Genomic DNA, 17,651 nt, shown 5'->3' with positions numbered 1-17,651 from the left:
CAGTTGCAGGCAAGGGAAGCTCGCGATGGCGGAACGGTTCATAATCGAAAGACAGGGCGGTTTCGCCGGCCTCAAGGGCCGCGGGACCGTCGACGCGGCCGCGCTCGACGCCAAGGACAGGGCAACCCTCGATGAACTGTTCGCCCGCAAGGGGCCGCTGCCCCGCGATCCCGGGGCCGACAGATACACGTTCACCATCACCTGGGAGAAGGAAACCGGAAGCAAAACGCTTCAGGTGCCCGAAACCTTGGTTCCGCGCTCGATCGCTCAAGCGGTGAAAGATCAGCTCTAGCCTTATTTTCCAATGAAGACCGCGCTGGCAAAGTGCCATGAACCCAAGCAGCGCTATCCCTTGCTTGGGCTCCAGCCGCGGCCTTGCGGAGATCGCAAGCCGGCGCGCGCAAGGGCCGCGAGTCGGCTGCCGACGGGGTTGCCGATCGCGAAAACCGCGAAGGCCTATCTGGAACTCCATGCCCGCATCCTTGATGGCGAAGCGCTTCCGTGACAAGGAACCGGCGTGCTTGCCGTCCGCGGCGGCTGTGTCGGATCGAAAAGGTATCGCGGGTTGCGCCCCATTCTCGTCTTCTGCTTGCCGGCAATCGGCGACTTCATCCGTTGCCATTCGGCGATCCAGATTCTCGCCGAGAGGTTTCCAGAACACCCGATCGACGTCGTCACCTCGCCGCTGGCCGCGCCGCTGGCGCGATTGATGCCGCACATCCGCAAAGCCTGGATCGTCGAGAGGCATTGGAATCCCGGCCTCGGGGAGCGGGCGCGCCTGGCGCGCGAACTTCGCCGGGAGAATTATCAGGCGGCCTATATGCTCACCAGCAGCACCAAGGCGGGCCTGGTGCCGTGGCTGGCGGGCATCCCCGAGCGCATCGGCTATCCGCGCGAACTCCAATTCGGCATCGTCAACCGGCTGCCGGCCGGATGGCCGAAATCCTTCGTGGCTTTCGGGCCGCGCAAGACAAGACTGTTCGAGCAGGTCTGCGCGATTGCCATGCTGGGCGAACGGCCTGCCGACAATGTGCGGCTGCCGCAGCCGAAAATGATGGTTCCATCCGAGGAGGTTTCGGCCTGGCGCATCCGGCATGGGATCGATGCGGCAAGACCGGCACTGGCGCTCTATACGTCGGAATTCGTCAACTTCCGCTCGTGGCCGGCGGAGCGTTTCATTTCCGTTGCGAAAGATCACATCAGGCGCGGCTGGTCGGTGTGGCTCGTCGGCGGTCCGCGTGAACGCGAGGCCGCGGCCCAGCTCCGGATAGCGCTTCCGGAGGCGGTGGATTTCACCTCGACCCCCGATATCGCAGACGCCATGTGCCAGATCGCCGCCTCGACCGTCTTTCTCGGCGTTGATGGCGGCATCTGCCACGCGGCCGCGGCTTTGGGGGGACCGTGCGTGCTCATCTTCGGATCGAACCGCGCCTATGAAACCGGACCGGTGAACGACCACGTCCGGTTTCTGGAGCCTCCGATTTCGACGCCGAGCTGGATAAAGGACACGAACGGGGTCAGCGAGGAAAGAGTGCTTGCAGCGCTGGCGGAGGCCGTGGCGCAGGCGCGCGGCCCGCAAGGCGCCCGAACTGCCTAGACTAGGGCGGTTCAGCGTTTCACGGAATCGCTTTCCGTCAGTTCGCGCAGCACCGGCACCATCGCCAGCGGAAGATCCTCGGCGATCAGACCGGGTCCGAAGCGGCTACCCGCTTCGGCATGAATCCAGACGCCAGCGCAGGCGGCCTCGAAGGCAGGCATGCCCTGCGCCAGGAGCCCGGCCACGATGCCCGCCAGCACATCGCCGGAACCCGCGGTGGCAAGCCATGGCGCTCCGTTGCTGTTGATGGCGGCGCGTCCGTCCGGCGCGGCGATAACCGTGTCAGCGCCTTTATAGACGATGACGGCATTGGCCCGCGCCGCCGCCGCGCGCGCCTTGGCCAGCTTGGAAAGCGCCTCGTCGTCCGCAATGTCAGGAAACAGCCTGCCGAACTCGCCCTCATGCGGTGTCATCACCAGCGCCGGCGCGCCGGACTTTCGGGCAGCCTGGAAAAGCGTCTCAGGCTCATCGCGAAACGAGGTGATGCCGTCGGCATCGAGCACCAATCCCTCAATGCCCGCGTCCTGCCCCTGCCCGGCGCCGAGCAGCACGAGGACAAAATCGCGCGCCTTTTCACCGACGCCGAATCCAGGACCGAGCACGAAGGATGAAGGGCGGCGATCGGTAAGGAACGCGCCGAGATCGGCAACCGTTTCGGCCTTGCGCAGCATGATCGAGGTCAGATGCGCGGCGTTCACCTGCATGGCGTTCGCCGGCGAAAGCACGGTCACCGCCCCTGCCCCGCTTCTTGCGGCGGCAAGCGCCGAGAGGCGCGCGGCACCTGTCGCCGAAGGTCCGCCGGAAAAGACGTTCGCGTGACCGCGTCTGTATTTATGCGCATCGACGGCCGGTACCGGGAAGGCTGGCAGCCAAAGCGCCGGTCCATTTTCGAAGGTTTGCGGCGCGATCCGCGCGATGATCCCGTCGCCGATGCCGATGTCGGCCAGCACGATCTCGCCGCACATCTTACGCCCCGGCAAAAGCAGATGCCCCGGCTTCTTTCGCACGAAGGTCACGGTTATGGCCGCGCGAAATGCGCAGCCGAGAATGGCTCCGCTTTCGCCGGAAACGCCCGAAGGCAGGTCTATGGCGACGACCGGCAAGCCGAGATCCGTCACGATCCGGACCGACCTTGCGGCGTCGCCCGACAGCGGCTTTGAAAGCCCTGCCCCGAAAAGTGCGACGACTGCAAGCGAGCCGGCCTCGGCGGCGAAGGCAGACAGCGGCCGGCGCTCGAGCGGGCAGTCGGCCGCGGCGAACGCGGCATCGCTGCCTGCACGCGGCTCGCCCGACACCCACAACGCGACCTCGACGCCGCTCTCCCGGAGCAGGCGCGCAACGACATAACCGTCGCCACCGTTGTTACCGGGACCGCACAGCACGTGCACCCGCCTGGCTGCCGGATAGCGCACCAGCACCACGGCCGCGACGGCCGCGCCGGCGCGGCGCATCAGCCCGTAGCCGTCGAGCGGACCTTCCGCAATCGTCAGCCGGTCTGCCTCGGCCATCTCGGCCGGTGAAAGAAGTTCATTGCGCATGGGATTGCCGATCTCCATCCGATCAAGCATTGTCCGATTTGCGGTTCGAAGCAAACGGCGACCGCCGAACGCCACCCAAAAGTGGCGGGACCCGGAGGGGAATCTGCCTGCAAATTGCGCTATCTGCCCAATTTTTGCGCAGACGGATGGAGGAGCGATGTATAGGCTTTGGGCGTCGATGACGCATCCAATGCAACGGATGACCCGAATTTGCATCCGGGTGCGACATGGCATCTGAATCGCCCGATACCGTCTCCAACCTCCGGGAATTGGCACGCTTCGTGCTTGATGGAGGCGCAAGCGGGGCGCACAACCCGTCTCTTTGGCAGTGGAGGCCACTTTCTACATGAAAAAGATCGAAGCGATCATCAAGCCATTCAAGCTGGACGAAGTGAAGGAGGCGCTTCAGGAGGCCGGACTGCAGGGTATCACCGTCACCGAGGCCAAGGGTTTCGGTCGGCAGAAGGGCCACACCGAACTCTATCGCGGCGCCGAATATGTCGTCGATTTCCTGCCCAAGGTGAAGATCGAGGTCGTGCTCGGCGACGATGCCGTCGAAGGCGCCATCGAAGCCATCCGCAAAGCGGCCCAGACCGGTCGCATCGGCGACGGCAAGATCTTCGTCTCCAACATCGAGGAAGTCGTCCGCATCCGCACCGGCGAGACCGGCATGGACGCCGTCTGAGCCCCACATCTTTTCTGAACCGTCATCATCAAAAAACGTCATTACACAGGGATACATGACATGACGACAGCCAAAGACATCATGAAGCAGATCAAGGACAACGACGTGAAGTTCGTCGACCTGCGCTTCACCGATCCGAGGGGCAAGCTGCAGCATGTGACGATGGATGTCGTCGAGGTCGAGGAAGACATGTTCGCCGACGGCGTCATGTTCGACGGCTCGTCGATCGCCGGCTGGAAGGCGATCAACGAGTCCGACATGGTGCTGATGCCGGACACGGATACCGTCCACATGGATCCGTTCTTCGCCCAGTCGACCATGGTCATCCTGTGCGACATCCTCGATCCGGTATCCGGCGAGGCCTATAACCGCGACCCGCGCGGCACCGCCAAGAAGGCCGAGGCCTACATGAAGTCGGAAGGCATCGGCGACACCGTCTATGTCGGCCCGGAAGCCGAGTTCTTCGTGTTCGACGACGTCAAGTACAAGGCCGACCCGTATAACACCGGCTTCCGGCTCGACTCGACCGAACTGCCGTCCAACGACGACACCGACTACGAGACGGGCAACCTCGGCCATCGTCCTCGCACCAAGGGTGGCTATTTCCCTGTGCCGCCGATCGATTCCTGCCAGGACATGCGCTCCGAGATGCTGACCGTGCTCGCCGAGATGGGCGTGCGAGTCGAGAAGCATCACCATGAGGTCGCCGCCGCCCAGCACGAGCTCGGCATCAAGTTCGACACGCTGGTGCGCAACGCCGACAAGATGCTGATCTACAAGTATGTCGTGCACCAGGTCGCCAATGCCTATGGCAAGACGGCCACCTTCATGCCGAAGCCGGTGTTCGGTGACAACGGCTCGGGCATGCACGTTCACCAGTCGATCTGGAAGGGCGGCAAGCCGACCTTCGCCGGCAACGAATATGCCGGCCTGTCGGAGACCTGCCTGTTCTATATCGGCGGCATCATCAAGCACGCCAAGGCGATCAACGCCTTCACCAACCCGCTCACCAACTCCTACAAGCGCCTGGTGCCTGGCTACGAAGCGCCGGTGCTGCTCGCCTACTCGGCGCGCAACCGTTCGGCGTCCTGCCGCATTCCGTTCGGTTCGTCGCCGAAGTCGAAGCGTGTCGAGGTCCGCTTCCCCGACCCGGGCGCGAACCCCTATCTCGGCTTCTCCGCCATGCTGATGGCCGGCCTCGACGGCATCAAGAACAAGATCCATCCCGGACAGCCGATGGACAAGGACCTCTACGACCTGCCGCCTAAGGAGCTGAAGAAGATCCCGACCGTCTGCGGCTCGCTGCGCGAAGCGCTGCAGAGCCTCGACAAGGACCGCGGCTTCCTGAAGGCCGGCGGCGTCTTCGACGACGACCAGATCGACAGCTATATCGAGCTGAAGATGGCTGAGGTCATGCGCTTCGAGATGACGCCGCACCCGGTCGAGTACGATATGTACTATTCGGTCTAAGCAATAGAAATCGTTACAAAAAGAACCCCGGTTCGCCGGGGTTTTTATTTGCCCCTCTCCGGAAGCCAAGGCCCATTGCGGCATCTCTCGTGTAAAGAAAACCCCGGCATCATTGCGCCGGGGTTTAAGTTCGAAGGGTATTCGTAGCGCAGACACCAGGTCTGCGCTACGAACCGATCAGGCTGCCGCCGAAACCTTCGCGTCGGTCGAAACCTGCGAGATCGTCTTCAGGACCTGCGAGGCGATCTGGTAGGGGTCGCCCTGCGAGTTCGGGCGACGGTCTTCCAGATAGCCCTTGTAGTCGTTCTTGATGAAGGAGTGCGGAACGCGGATCGAGGCGCCGCGGTCGGCGACACCGTAAGAGAACTTGTTCCACGGCGCGGTCTCATGCTTGCCGGTCAGGCGCTTGTCGTTGTCCGGCCCGTAGACGGCGATATGATCCATCAGGTTCTTTTCGAACTGCGCCATCATCGCCTCGAAATAGGCCTTGCCGCCGACTTCGCGCATGTACTTGGTCGAGAAGTTGCAGTGCATGCCCGAGCCGTTCCAGTCGGTGTCGCCGAGCGGCTTGCAGTGGAACTCGATGTCGATGCCGTACTTTTCGGTGAGGCGCAGGAGCAGGTAGCGCGCCATCCACATCTGGTCCGCAGCCTTCCTGGAGCCCTTGCCGAAGATCTGGAATTCCCACTGGCCCTTGGCCACCTCGGCATTGATGCCCTCATGGTTGATGCCGGCGGCGAGGCAGAGGTCGAGATGCTCCTCGACGATCTGGCGCGCGACATCGCCGACATTCTTGTAGCCGACGCCGGTGTAGTACGGGCCCTGCGGCGCCGGGTAGCCGCTCTCGGGGAAGCCGAGCGGACGACCATCCTTGTAGAAGAAATATTCCTGCTCGAAGCCGAACCATGCATCCTCGTCGTCGAGGATGGTCGCGCGGCTGTTCGAAGCGTGCGGCGTCACACCGTCGGGCATCATGACTTCGCACATTACGAGAACGCCGTTGGTGCGGGCCGGATCCGGGTAATGCGCGACCGGCTTAAGCACGCAATCCGAGCTGCGGCCTTCGGCCTGGTTCGTCGAGGAACCGTCGAAGCCCCACAGCGGCAGCTGCTCGAGGGTCGGGAACTCGGCAAACTCCTTGATCTGGGTCTTGCCGCGCAGATTGGGGGTCGGGGTGTAGCCGTCGAGCCAGATATACTCGAGCTTGTATTTGGTCATTCCAGTGCCTCTCGTTGCTTGGACACCGCCGCGGCGGCATCAATGCATGGCCGGTTCGAGCCAGCCTGCCGATCGTTAAAAAGCAATTCGTGTGCCACTCTCCCCGTCCAGGGTGCGGCAAAATGGTCGTGGCAAGGCGTTGATTTTGCTGAGCCGCCTCAGCAATGCGCGGCAATCGTTCAGCTGCAGAATTTGCATAAATCTTATGCAAATGCTGATCTTTTTGTGTGCATATTGCCTAAATGAATCGCAGGACCTATTTTGAGAAAGGATTGAATCGACTGGCTCCCGAAAAAGAAAGGCGGCCATCAATGGAAGTCACCACGTCCCGTCCGTCGGCAAAGATTTTGATGTTTCCGCTTGCAGGCCGGACATCTGCCTCAAATTTGGGCGCAAAGGCCAAATTCGCGGCAGAGATTGCCTCGCTGCGCAATACGCACGCCGATTTTGACGGCTGGTATCACGAGGCGGCGATCGAGGAAGAGATCCAGCAGCGCAAGAGCTGACCAACGGTTCCAGTTCGGCATGAAAAAGCCCGGCGCGATCGCTTGCGCCGGGCTTTTTCATTTCCAGAGGCTTGATCGGTCAGTCCTTGGAGTGCAGGTCGGTGCCGAGCGTGTCCCTGACGAAGATCATGCCGATGATGAGCGACATCGCCGCGATCACCACCGGGTACCAGAGGCCGTAATAGATGTCGCCCTTATAGGCGCTGAGCGCGAACACCGTCGCTGGCAGCAGGCCACCGAACCAGCCATTGCCGATATGATAGGGCAGCGACATGCCGGTGTAGCGGATGCGGGTCGGGAACATCTCGACCAGGATCGCCGCGATCGGCCCGTAGACCATGGTCACGAACACCACCAGGATAAACAGGATACCGATCGTCACCGGCCAATTGATGGCCGCCGGATCGGCTGTCATGGCGAAAGCACCGCCGCCGGGAATGTTGTAGACGGTGATCTCCGGCGCGCCGGCCGCCTCATCCTTGGTCAGCAGCTTGTCGGTGACCGCCTTATCGGCCGGAACCGTCGTCTTCTCGCCGCTGCGGATCGCCGCCGCATCGAGCTTGAGTTCCGGATTGGCCGCGACGAAGGCGTCGAGCTTCTGGTCGGGCACCTTGGCGGCGGCGCGCTTCAGCGGATAGCCGCCGTCCCGCAGCGAGATGTTGACCGCCTTCTGGAAGGCGGCTTCCTTGGCCTTGGCCTGGTCGCCAGCAGCGGCGGCGTCATAGGACTCCACCGTCTCGTTGCCGATCTTGACCGTGGCCGCGGTTCCGGGCGCGGCTGTCGTCACGACGTCGTAAGGCACCGAGTTCTTGGTCAGGAACGAGGTCGCGATGTCGCAAGATGTCGTGAACTTCGCCGTGCCGACCGGGTTGAACTGGAACCTGCAGTCGCCGGGCGCTGCCGTCACCGTCGCGCGCGTATTCTGCTGCGCGGTGGCCAGCGCCGGATTGGCGGCCCAGGTCAGCGCCTTGAACAGCGGGAAGGTGCAGACGATGCCGAGCGCAAGACCGGCCATGATGATCGGCTTGCGGCCGATCTTGTCGGACAACCAGCCGAACACGACGAAGAAGATCGAGCCGACCGCAAGCGCGATCGCGATCATGATGTTGACCGACTGCGCGTCGACCTTCAGCACGTTCGTCAGGAAGAACAGCGCATAGAACTGGCCGTTGTACCAGATGACGGCCTGGCCGGCGGTCAGGCCGAGCAGCGCCAGAAGCGCGATCTTGGCGTTCTTCCACTGGCCGAAAGCTTCGGACAGCGGTGCCTTGGAGCCCTTGCCCTCCTCCTTCATGCGCTGGAACGTCGGCGACTCCGAGAGCGACAGCCGGATCCAGATCGAGATGGCGAGCAGCAGGAATGAGACGATGAAGGGAATGCGCCAGCCCCAGGAAGCGTAGGTTTCCTTGCTGAGCGAACTCTGGACGATCAGGATGACGATCAGCGACAGGAACAGACCGAGCGTCGCCGTGGTCTGGATCCAGGAGGTGTAGTAGCCGCGGCGGTCGTCCGGCGCGTGCTCGGCGACATAGGTCGCCGCACCGCCATATTCGCCGCCGAGCGCCAGGCCCTGCAGCATGCGCAACCCGATCAGGATCACGGGCGCCGCGATGCCCCAACTGGCATAACCGGGCAGCAGACCGACCAGGAAGGTCGACAGACCCATGATCGTCATGGTGACGAGGAAAGTGTATTTGCGGCCGACAAGGTCGCCGAGGCGGCCGAACACCAGCGCGCCGAACGGGCGAACGAGGAAGCCGGCGGCGAAGGCCAGCAGCGCGAAGATGTTGCGCGTCGCCTCGGGGATGGTCGGGCTGAAGAAGGTCGCGCCGATGAAGGCGGCCAGCGAGCCGTAAAGATAGAAATCGTACCATTCGAAAACGGTGCCGAGCGAAGAGGCGAAGATGACCTTCTTTTCCTCCCGCGTCATGCCGCGGCTTGTTCCGCCGGCGGTCGAAGCCATTGCCATTTGATATATCCTCCCATGGATCCCTTCTGTCCTCGATGGCTGAGCGCCACCGTCCGCAACTCCTCCGGACGAAGACTCGAGAACGCAGCCAACGAGGGAAAAATGGCAGAAAGCGCCGCCAAAAGGCACCGCGACGATGGGATTATGACTTTCGTATTAGGTGCAATGCGAAAGCGGAGGGCAGCGCTCAGGCTTTCAGCGCTTCGAGAAGACTGACCGCCGCCATCATGTCGCGCTTGCGGGCCGAGCGGCGCGCGACCGCCTCGGCGTCCTGGCCCCAATGCTCGATCTGCCAGTCCTCGTCGACATGGCCGGCCGCCCAAGCTTCCTCGCCGGCGAGCTCACCGAAATCGACGGCGAGCGCCAGCAGCGCCGATCCGGTCAGCGAGGTCATGACATGGATGGCGGCCAGACGCAGCGGCTCGGCGCGCTGGGCAAGATGCGCGCCAAGGACGCCAATCGTTTCGCGCGGTTGCTCGACATGGATGACGCCTTCGGCAAGATTGAAGCGCGCGCCAAGGCTGCTCGTTGCCCAATCGAGCACCGGGTCCCAGAGCCTGTTCTGCCGATCGACCAGCCCTTGCGGGCCATCGGCGCGGTAGCACAAGAGATCGGACGAGGCGAAGCGCAGCACGTCCTCCAGCACCGCCTGCGGGTCGCTGGCGACGCCGTCGATGGCCGTGTTGGCAAGGCGCATGACCGGCATCGTCACGGGGTCGATGACCTCGCCCTGCGCGGAAAACTCGTCGGCCACCAGAGCCGCGGCTTTTTCGGTCGGCAGCACCAGCAGCGCCTTTCCCGGCGTGCGGACCGGCCTGCCGTCGAGATGGACGGCAAAACCGTTTTCGACCGGCACGACCGAAACCACCTTGTAGAAACGCTTCGGCAGCAGGGTCTTCATCTGGATCTGGGCGCGGCGCACCGGATCGGGATCGGAAAGCTGCTTTCCCGCTTCGAGGTTTTCGAGAATGTCGCGCATGTCCAACTCCTTACACTGTGGGCTGCCTGCGCGCCGGCCGGTTGACGATGATCAGCCCGGCGGCGATCAACGCCAGCGCCATGAAAATCCTGATCGTCAACGGCTCGCCCAACAGCACGGCGCCGCACAGCACGCCGAACACCGGCGACAGGAACGCGAAGCTGGACAGGCCCGCCGCCGGATAGCGCGTGAGCAGCCAGAACCACAACACATAGGTGAAGGCGACAATATAGAAAGACTGGAACATCAATGCCAATGTCGGTAAGGCTGCGATTTCACGGATCGGCGGTCCGGCGAACGGCATCACCAGCGCGCCGACGACGGCAGCGCCCGCCAGTTGGTAGAGCAGGAGCTTCTCGGCGCTGGTCGCGACCAGCTTCGACCGCTTGATGACGATGCTGGTCAACGCCCAGAGGATGCCCGAGCCGAGACTGAGCAGATCGCCCGTCAGTGTCGCGTCCTTGCCGGCGACGATGCCGTCGGCGAACACGGCCAGCAGGCCGCAAAAGGCAAGCACGAGGCCGCCGAGCTTGCGCGCGTTGATGCGCTCGCCGAGCAGGAAATGGCCGCCGATCAGGACCCAGAACGGCATGGTGTTGACCAAGAGCGTGTTGCGGGCAACGGTCGTGTATTCCAGCCCGATGTAGAGGAACAGGAACTCGACGCCGAAGAGCACGCCGACGACGACGCCTGCGGTCAGCGTCCCGTCCGCCGCAAACAACTTGATGCCGCGCAGCCGGCACCAGCCGAGAACGCAGAGCCCGCCGAGGATCGAGCGCGCGATCGAAACGAAGACCGGATCGTAGCCGGCATAGGAGACCTTGGCGGCGACGTAGTTCAGCCCCCAGGACAGCGTCAGCCCGACCATCATGGCCGCCGCGGTCATGTCGACCGCATCGCGCCGGCCCATCGTATCGGTGGCGCCGCTCAATTGTCGTCCTCTGCGCTCTGCTCGTCGAAGCCGAGCAGGTTCCAGCTCTGGCGCATATGCGGCGGCATCGGCGCGGTGACATCGATGACGCCCTGGTCGGGATGCGGGATCACGATGCGGCGCGCATGCAGATGCAGCCTGTTCTGGATGCCGCCTGGAAATTCCCAGTTGGTGTCGGCCTCGAAATATTTGGGATCGCCGATGATCGGGCAGCCGATATGGGCGGCATGGACGCGCAGCTGGTGGGTGCGGCCGGTATAGGGTTCCATCTCCAGCCAGGACAGCGACTGCGCCGCCTGTTCGACGACGCGGTAATAGGAAACGGCGTGGTCGGCGCCTTTCTCGCCATGCTTGGCGATGCGCACGCGGTCGCCATCCGGCGTTGCTTCCTTGACCAGCCAGGTCGAGATCTTGTCCTCGCGCTTCGGCGGCACGCCCTTTACCAAGGCCCAATAGGTCTTCTTCGTCTCGCGTGCCCGGAACGCTTCCGACAGCTTCATCGCGGCAAGGCGGGTGCGGGCGACGACCAGTACGCCCGAGGTGTCGCGGTCGAGGCGGTGGACGAGGCGCGGCTTCTCGCCTTTCTGGTTGCGCCAGGCCTCCAGCATGTCGTCGACATTGCGCGTCACGCCGGAGCCACCCTGCACGGCCAAGCCTGCAGGCTTGTTGAAGACGAAGACTTTCGGGTCCTCGTGCAGCAGCATCTTGGCCAGCACGTCGGCATCGCCCTGGTTGCGGATCGAATGGCCGGTGAGCGGGGCATCGCCCTTCTTGTCGACATCGAGCGGCGGGATGCGCACGGTCTGGCCGGACTCGACCCGCGTGTCGGCCTTCACCCGGCCGCCGTCGATGCGGATCTGGCCGGAGCGCAAAAGCTTCTGGAGATGGCCGAAGCCGAGGCCCGGATAGTGGACCTTGAACCAGCGGTCGAGCCGCATGCCCGCCTCGCCGGCCTCCACCGTGATCTGTTCAACACCTGCCATGACTTCGCTTTTCCGTTCGAAAGCGGCGCCATAGCACTAAGGCAGGCATTGTGCGAGCCAAAGACCCAACAAAGCACGACGATTACCCCAATCGTCGCGCTATCCGATCAACCGTCCGAAGGCGTTGGCACGGCGCAGATAGTCGAGCGCGTCAGGAAGCGCTTCTCGCGGCCGTTGTCGAGCGAGAACATGCCGCCCCTGCCCGCCACGACGTCGATGATGAGGTCGGTGTGCTTCCAGGCCTCGAATTGCGAGGCGCTGATATAGACCGGTGTCTCGCCGATCTCGCCCAGCCTAACGTCATTGTCGCCGAGGATGAAATCGCCGCGCGGATAGCACATCGGCGAGGACCCGCCGCAGCAGCCGCCGGACTGGTGGAACAGCACTGGCCCGTGATCGGCGATGATCTCGGCGAGCAACGCTTCGGCCGCGGGCGTGGCCGATACTTTGCCCAACGAGTCCTTGTCCATGCGATTCTCCCGTCATGACAGGAGGGTACGGCAAGCCGTACCCTCCCCCTACGCGCGCCCTGGGAGGATCAGAAGAAGCCGAGCTTCTTCGGGCTGTAGCTGACCAGCATGTTCTTGGTCTGCTGATAGTGGTCGAGCATCATCTTGTGCGTCTCGCGGCCGATGCCGGACTGCTTGTAGCCGCCGAAGGCGGCATGCGCCGGATAGGCGTGATAGCAGTTCGTCCAGACGCGGCCGGCCTGGATGGCGCGGCCGAAGCGGTAACAGCGGTTCGCGTCGCGGCTCCAGATGCCGGCGCCGAGCCCATAGAGCGTGTCGTTGGCGATCGACAGCGCCTCGTCGTCGTCCTTGAAGGTCGTCACCGACACCACCGGGCCGAAAATCTCCTCCTGGAAGATGCGCATCTTGTTGTTGCCCTTGAACACGGTCGGCTTGACGTAGTAGCCGCCGGCAAGGTCGCCCGGCAGGTGGTTCTGTTCGCCGCCGGTCAGCACTTCGGCCCCTTCCTGGCGGCCGATGTCGAAGTAGGAGAGGATCTTCTCCAGTTGCTCGCTCGAAGCCTGCGCGCCGATCATGGTCGCCGGGTCGAGCGGGTCGCCCTGGACGATCGCCTCGACGCGCTTCAGGGCGCGCTCGATGAACCTGTCGTAGATCTTCTCATGCACCAGCGCGCGGCTCGGGCACGTGCAGACCTCGCCCTGGTTGAGGGCGAACATGACGAAGCCCTCGATCGCCTTGTCGAAGAAGTCGTCGTCCTCGGCCGTCACGTCCTGGAAGAAGATGTTGGGCGACTTGCCGCCGAGCTCGAGCGTCACCGGAATGAGGTTCTGGCTGGCATATTGCGAGATCAGACGGCCGGTCGTCGTCTCGCCGGTGAAGGCGATCTTGGCGATACGGTTGGAGGATGCGAGCGGCTTGCCGGCCTCGAGGCCGAAGCCGTTGACGATATTGAGCACGCCTTCCGGCAGCAGGTCGCCGATGAGGTCGGCCCACAGCATGATCGTAGCCGGGGTCTGCTCGGCCGGCTTCAGCACGACGCAATTGCCGGCGGCCAGAGCGGGCGCCAGCTTCCAGCAGGCCATCAGCAGCGGGAAATTCCACGGAATGATTTGGCCGACGACACCGAGCGGCTCATGGAAGTGATAGGCGACGGTGTCGTGGTCGATCTCGGAGATCGAGCCTTCCTGGCTGCGGAGCACGCCGGCGAAATAGCGGAAATGGTCGACAGCCAGCGGCAGGTCGGCCGCGGTCGTCTCGCGGATCGGCTTGCCGTTGTCCCAAGTCTCGGCGAGCGCCAGCAGGTCGAGATTCTCTTCCATGCGATCGGCGATGCGATGGAGGATCAGCGCGCGCTCCGCTGGGCTGGTCTTGCCCCAGGCATCCTTGGCCTTGTGCGCGGCATCGAGCGCCGCCTCGATGTCCGTCGCATCCGAGCGGGCGATTTCACACAAGGGCCGCCCTGTAACCGGCGAGATATTCTCGAAATATTTGCCGGAGTGAGGCGCCGTCCACTTGCCGCCGATGAAGTTGTCGTAACGCCTGGCGAAAGGAACCTTGGCTGTGCGCGAAAATTCTACCTTGTTCATAACTTCCTCCCAAAGAAGCACGCCGCGAGATGCGGCGCGTCAGGAGAAAGGGTCGTGGATAAGCTTCGGCTTGTCAGCCCGGAGAGAGACGATCGCGGCCGCCGAGTGTCGCAGAACTGCGACAGGTCACATCAGGAAATCAATGCGGGCGGCGGATGGCGAAGCGGGCGAGCTTACGATGCAGCGTCGCGCGCGAGATGCCGAGGCTTTGCGCGGCCGCCGAGACGTTGCCGCCGGCGCGCGCCAGCGCCCGCTGCAGCACGCCGCGCTCGGCATCGTCGAAGTCTTCCCTGGCGCCTGGCGTGTCACCGAGGATATCGGCTGCCAGCAGCCCCTTGGCCAGGACTTCGCGCGTTATGCCGAACGCCAGGCGCGCGTTGCGCGTCGCACCGATCACCAGATCATCCGAGTCGACCGCAATGAGCGCGCCGGCGGTGCGCTCGGCGGCCGGGGCCAACAGAATGCGGGCGCCTGAAAAGACCATGCGGAAATTCTCGGCCTCGATGCGACGCGCGGCATCGCCCACGGCGACGGCTATGAGCTGAACGAAACCCTCCGTCAGATCCGCCCGGCAAGACGACACGTCGAGTGCCGCCGCCAGATTGCCTTCGTGATCATAGACCGGCGCCGTCGTGCAACTGAGCAGCGTGTTGCGGGAAAAGAAGTGCTGGTCGCGATGAATGGTGAGAGCCCGCTGGTCGGCAATGCAGGTACCGATCCCGTTGGTGCCCTCGCTCTCCTCGCTCCAGACCGTGCCGGTCCACAGGCCCCATTCGTCGAAGGTCTCGTCATCGGCAACGGCGCCCCTGCGCTCGAGGGGAATGCCGTCGCGGTCGGCCAGCATCACGCAGCAGCCAACACCGCCGACGGCGAGGTAGAGGCGGTTGAGGCTTGTCTCGGCGGCGCGGATCATTTGCTCCATGCGCTGCCGGGCCCCTCTCAGCTCGCCTTCGGTCAACCGCCTGGGCGCCTTGCGCTCCGCGGGATCAAGGTGATGTAATTGCAGGGAGCGCCGCCATGATGCGACCAGCGCCGAATGGGCCGCGTCGCTTTTCGCGATCGAGGCCTGGACCAAATCCGCATGCACGGCTGATTCCCGTCCGATCACCCTAATCCTCCCGGCGAGCGGAACCTCCTTCCGCTCCGTCGTTATGCTCGCAAGAACATATCCGACACCAAAGCGGTTCAGCTATTCGATAATAGGGCTGGCCGCACAGGTCTTTGATTTTGCGCAATTCCGGACGGAAAACCCCTCCGAATTTTCGCAGAATTGCTCTGGAGTCCTAACGGTCCCGGCCTGCCGGCGCCATAAGACGTTGGTTTAAGACGAGCCAGATCGAGTGATGTTCCAATCTTCGGTTCCGCTTGCGATCAGTTGGCGGCAGCCTTCTTCGGCTTGGACGAACCGATCATCTTCCAGTTCTTGTAGAAGACGGAATTGATGCGCTCGACACTGACCGAAACGATCGCCAGAAGTCCAGCGATCAGGCCCGGGAACGGAGACGGCCGGATGATGTCGACGAAGACGCAGTAGCGGCGGCCGTCATATTCGTTGACCGAGCGATGGAACAGCGTGTCGTCGAAGATGAACAGCGGATTGTCGTACCAGTAGTTCTTCTTGCTGCCGCACTGGACGAAGATCTCAGCCTTCACCGGGATCAGATTGTAGAGAATGCGCAGGCTGAGCCGCAGCGGCCCGAAATGCCACGAGGTCGATTCACGGCCGCTGAAGACCGAGACGGCGATCGTCTTGATGTATTTGAAGTCCTTGTTGAATTCGGGGACGTTGTCGATCTTGTGCTTGCCGTACCACTGATAGACATACATGCCGCGCCTGCCGGTGCCGAAATTGGCGTCGATGTCGGCGATGATCTCTTCCTTGCGCGCCTTGAAGACGCCCAGCACCTCGTTGATCTCGCGCTGATAGTCTTCCGGGAACTGCTCGGGTTTCCAGACGCCCGGATTGCGGTAGCACAGAAGATCGACGATCAGGTTGAATGGCGAGAGCAGCCAGGTGAACAGGCCGTTGCCGAGGAAATAGCGGTCGAACAGCTTCCAGTTCTTCTGATCGTTGCGCATGATGTCGATCAGGCCGCAGACGATGAAGATCGCCGTCAGGATCGGGATGAAGTAGAAGCCGAGCGCAAGCAGCAGGACTGCGATCGCAGCCTTACGAATGGTCTTAACGGTTTGCTTTGTCATAGTCTTTCGCGCGGGAGCGCGATCCTGTTCGCATGAGCCAAATCACGGCGACCCCCGCCAGCCGTGCGTCTTCATAGGATTTTTCCCATTGCCGCACAATCTGGATCAGGTTTGCCCGTTCACGATTGCACCGGCATTTCGACTTTGATCATCGAGCGGCGAAGTGCCGGGCCCGGCCGTTACTCCCGCTCTTTGCGCAGCTTTGCCCAGTATTCCAGCCGCTTCCTGATATCGCGTTCGAAACCACGCTCGGGCGGATCGTAGAAGGTGCGGCGGCCCATCTTTTCCGGGAAATAATCCTGACCGGAAAAGGCATCCGGCTCGTCATGGTCGTAGCGATAGCCGGCGCCGTAATCCTCTTCCTTCATCAGCTTTGTCGGCGCGTTGAGGATATGTTTGGGCGGCAGCAGCGAGCCGAACTCCTTGGCCGCTTGTGTCGCCGCCTTGAAGGCGGTGTAGACGGCGTTCGACTTGGGCGCGGTGGCGAGATAGACGGCGGCCTCGGCGAAGGCGAGCTCGCCCTCGGGAGAGCCGAGATAGTCATAGGCATCCTTGGCGGCATTGGCGACGACCAGCGCCTGCGGATCGGCCAGGCCGATATCCTCCACCGCCATGCGCACCAGCCGGCGGCCAAGATAGAGCGGATCCTCGCCGGCATCGAACATACGGGCGAGATAGTAGAGCGCGGCGTCCGGGTCCGATCCGCGCACCGATTTGTGCAGCGCCGAGATCAGATTGTAATGGCCGTCCTGGCCCTTGTCGTAGATCGGCGCGCGGCGCTGGATGACGCGCTGCAGGCCCTCCGGAGCGAACACCTCGCCGGGCTTGGCGGCGCGCCAGACTTCCTCGGCGAGCGTCAGCGAGGCGCGGCCGTCGCCGTCGCTCATGCGGATCAGCATGGCCCGTGCCTCGCCGTCGAGCGGCAGCGCCCTGCCCTCTGCCTCCTCGGCCCGCGCCAGGAGCTTGGCGATGCTCTCCTCGCCAAGGGAACGGAACACCAGCACCCGCGCGCGGGACAAAAGCGCGGCGTTCAGCTCGAAGGACGGGTTCTCGGTGGTGGCGCCGACCAGCACCACGGTGCCGTCCTCCATGACGGGCAAAAAGCCGTCCTGCTGGGCGCGATTGAAGCGATGGATCTCGTCGACGAAAAGCAGCGTCTGGCGGCCATTGGCGCGGCGCAGCTTCGCCGCCTCGAACACTTTCTTCAGGTCGGCGACGCCGGAAAACACCGCCGATATCTGCTCGAAGGCAAGATGGGTTTCGCCGGCGAGCAGCCGCGCCACCGTCGTCTTGCCGGTGCCGGGCGGGCCCCAGAAGATCATCGAGCCGAGCGTGCCGGAATTGATCAGCCGCGTCAGCGCCCCGTCTGGGCCGGTCAGATGCTCCTGGCCTACGACCTCGCCAAGGTTCTTCGGACGCAGCCGGTCGGCCAGCGGCCGGCCGGGCGGCGCTTTCTCCGGTTCATCGGAACTGAACAGATCGGCCATGCTTGTCTTTTTGTTGGAGCGCGATCTTCA

At 63.3% G+C, this 17,651-nt stretch carries 16 protein-coding genes; 5 read left to right on the top strand and 11 right to left on the bottom strand.

Going from position 1 to position 17,651, the window contains the following annotated elements; all coding sequences use genetic code 11:
• Nucleotides 1-25 precede the first annotated feature (25 nt).
• Together QAZ47_RS21080 and waaF are read left to right on the top strand one after the other, a co-directional pair.
• Nucleotides 26-292 carry a protealysin inhibitor emfourin gene (locus tag QAZ47_RS21080; protein ID WP_278230591.1) on the top strand — a complete coding sequence of 89 codons (267 nt, stop codon included), beginning with the start codon at nt 26-28 and terminating at the stop codon, nt 290-292.
• Nucleotides 293-565: 273 nt separating this feature from the next.
• Nucleotides 566-1,597 carry a lipopolysaccharide heptosyltransferase II gene (gene waaF, locus QAZ47_RS21075; protein ID WP_278230590.1) on the top strand — a complete coding sequence of 344 codons (1,032 nt, stop codon included), beginning with the start codon at nt 566-568 and terminating at the stop codon, nt 1,595-1,597.
• Between the two features lie 11 nt (nt 1,598-1,608).
• Here waaF and QAZ47_RS21070 read toward each other — a convergent pair whose 3' ends face one another.
• Complete coding sequence (locus QAZ47_RS21070; RefSeq protein WP_278230589.1) at nt 1,609-3,135, bottom strand: NAD(P)H-hydrate dehydratase; 1,527 nt, start codon at nt 3,133-3,135, stop codon at nt 1,609-1,611.
• Nucleotides 3,136-3,481: 346 nt separating this feature from the next.
• On the opposite strand from QAZ47_RS21070, the gene QAZ47_RS21065 reads away from it, so the two are divergent.
• Together QAZ47_RS21065 and glnA are read left to right on the top strand one after the other, a co-directional pair.
• Nucleotides 3,482-3,820 (top strand): P-II family nitrogen regulator, encoded by a 339-nt coding sequence (locus QAZ47_RS21065; RefSeq protein ID WP_006205430.1) that lies wholly within the window; start codon nt 3,482-3,484, stop codon nt 3,818-3,820.
• A 60-nt stretch (nt 3,821-3,880) separates the two neighbouring features.
• Nucleotides 3,881-5,290, top strand: coding sequence for a type I glutamate--ammonia ligase (gene glnA / locus QAZ47_RS21060; protein ID WP_278230588.1), 1,410 nt, complete (start codon nt 3,881-3,883; stop codon nt 5,288-5,290).
• A 177-nt stretch (nt 5,291-5,467) separates the two neighbouring features.
• Here the strand turns inward: glnA and QAZ47_RS21055 are convergent, their stop codons facing one another.
• The gene (locus tag QAZ47_RS21055) at nt 5,468-6,508 is read right to left on the bottom strand and encodes a glutamine synthetase beta-grasp domain-containing protein (protein WP_278202616.1); all 1,041 of its coding nucleotides are present in this window, start codon (nt 6,506-6,508) and stop codon (nt 5,468-5,470) included.
• A 311-nt stretch (nt 6,509-6,819) separates the two neighbouring features.
• On the opposite strand from QAZ47_RS21055, the gene QAZ47_RS21050 reads away from it, so the two are divergent.
• Nucleotides 6,820-7,014 carry a DUF2735 domain-containing protein gene (locus QAZ47_RS21050; RefSeq protein ID WP_278230587.1) on the top strand — a complete coding sequence of 65 codons (195 nt, stop codon included), beginning with the start codon at nt 6,820-6,822 and terminating at the stop codon, nt 7,012-7,014.
• A 79-nt stretch (nt 7,015-7,093) separates the two neighbouring features.
• On the opposite strand, the gene QAZ47_RS21045 is transcribed toward QAZ47_RS21050, so the two are convergent.
• The 9 genes from QAZ47_RS21045 to QAZ47_RS21005 form a co-directional block, all read right to left on the bottom strand.
• The gene (locus tag QAZ47_RS21045) at nt 7,094-8,983 is read right to left on the bottom strand and encodes an MFS transporter (RefSeq protein ID WP_278230586.1); all 1,890 of its coding nucleotides are present in this window, start codon (nt 8,981-8,983) and stop codon (nt 7,094-7,096) included.
• A 187-nt stretch (nt 8,984-9,170) separates the two neighbouring features.
• The gene (locus QAZ47_RS21040; protein WP_278230585.1) at nt 9,171-9,962 is read right to left on the bottom strand and encodes an ATP12 family chaperone protein; all 792 of its coding nucleotides are present in this window, start codon (nt 9,960-9,962) and stop codon (nt 9,171-9,173) included.
• Nucleotides 9,963-9,972: 10 nt separating this feature from the next.
• Nucleotides 9,973-10,848 carry a DMT family transporter gene (locus QAZ47_RS21035; RefSeq protein ID WP_278233838.1) on the bottom strand — a complete coding sequence of 292 codons (876 nt, stop codon included), beginning with the start codon at nt 10,846-10,848 and terminating at the stop codon, nt 9,973-9,975.
• Between the two features lie 41 nt (nt 10,849-10,889).
• Nucleotides 10,890-11,876: an RluA family pseudouridine synthase gene (locus QAZ47_RS21030; protein WP_278230584.1), complete on the bottom strand. Its 987-nt coding sequence runs from the start codon at nt 11,874-11,876 to the stop codon at nt 10,890-10,892.
• 107 nt (nt 11,877-11,983) lie between these two features.
• Nucleotides 11,984-12,346 carry a DUF779 domain-containing protein gene (locus QAZ47_RS21025; protein ID WP_278230583.1) on the bottom strand — a complete coding sequence of 121 codons (363 nt, stop codon included), beginning with the start codon at nt 12,344-12,346 and terminating at the stop codon, nt 11,984-11,986.
• Between the two features lie 68 nt (nt 12,347-12,414).
• Complete coding sequence (gene adh, locus QAZ47_RS21020) at nt 12,415-13,932, bottom strand: aldehyde dehydrogenase (RefSeq protein ID WP_278230582.1); 1,518 nt, start codon at nt 13,930-13,932, stop codon at nt 12,415-12,417.
• 139 nt (nt 13,933-14,071) lie between these two features.
• Nucleotides 14,072-15,037 carry a helix-turn-helix domain-containing protein gene (locus QAZ47_RS21015; RefSeq protein WP_278233837.1) on the bottom strand — a complete coding sequence of 322 codons (966 nt, stop codon included), beginning with the start codon at nt 15,035-15,037 and terminating at the stop codon, nt 14,072-14,074.
• Nucleotides 15,038-15,303: 266 nt separating this feature from the next.
• Nucleotides 15,304-16,134, bottom strand: a complete 831-nt coding sequence (locus QAZ47_RS21010; RefSeq protein ID WP_278202608.1) for an aspartyl/asparaginyl beta-hydroxylase domain-containing protein — start codon at nt 16,132-16,134, stop codon at nt 15,304-15,306.
• A 179-nt stretch (nt 16,135-16,313) separates the two neighbouring features.
• Nucleotides 16,314-17,621, bottom strand: a complete 1,308-nt coding sequence (locus tag QAZ47_RS21005; protein WP_278230581.1) for a replication-associated recombination protein A — start codon at nt 17,619-17,621, stop codon at nt 16,314-16,316.
• Nucleotides 17,622-17,651 lie beyond the last annotated feature (30 nt).

Origin of the sequence: Mesorhizobium sp. WSM4904, assembly GCF_029674545.1 — a bacterium.
In the GTDB taxonomy this organism is placed as follows: domain Bacteria; phylum Pseudomonadota; class Alphaproteobacteria; order Rhizobiales; family Rhizobiaceae; genus Mesorhizobium.
The sequence above is the reverse complement of the archived record's forward strand: the minus strand, read 5'-3'. Positions and strand labels throughout refer to the sequence as shown.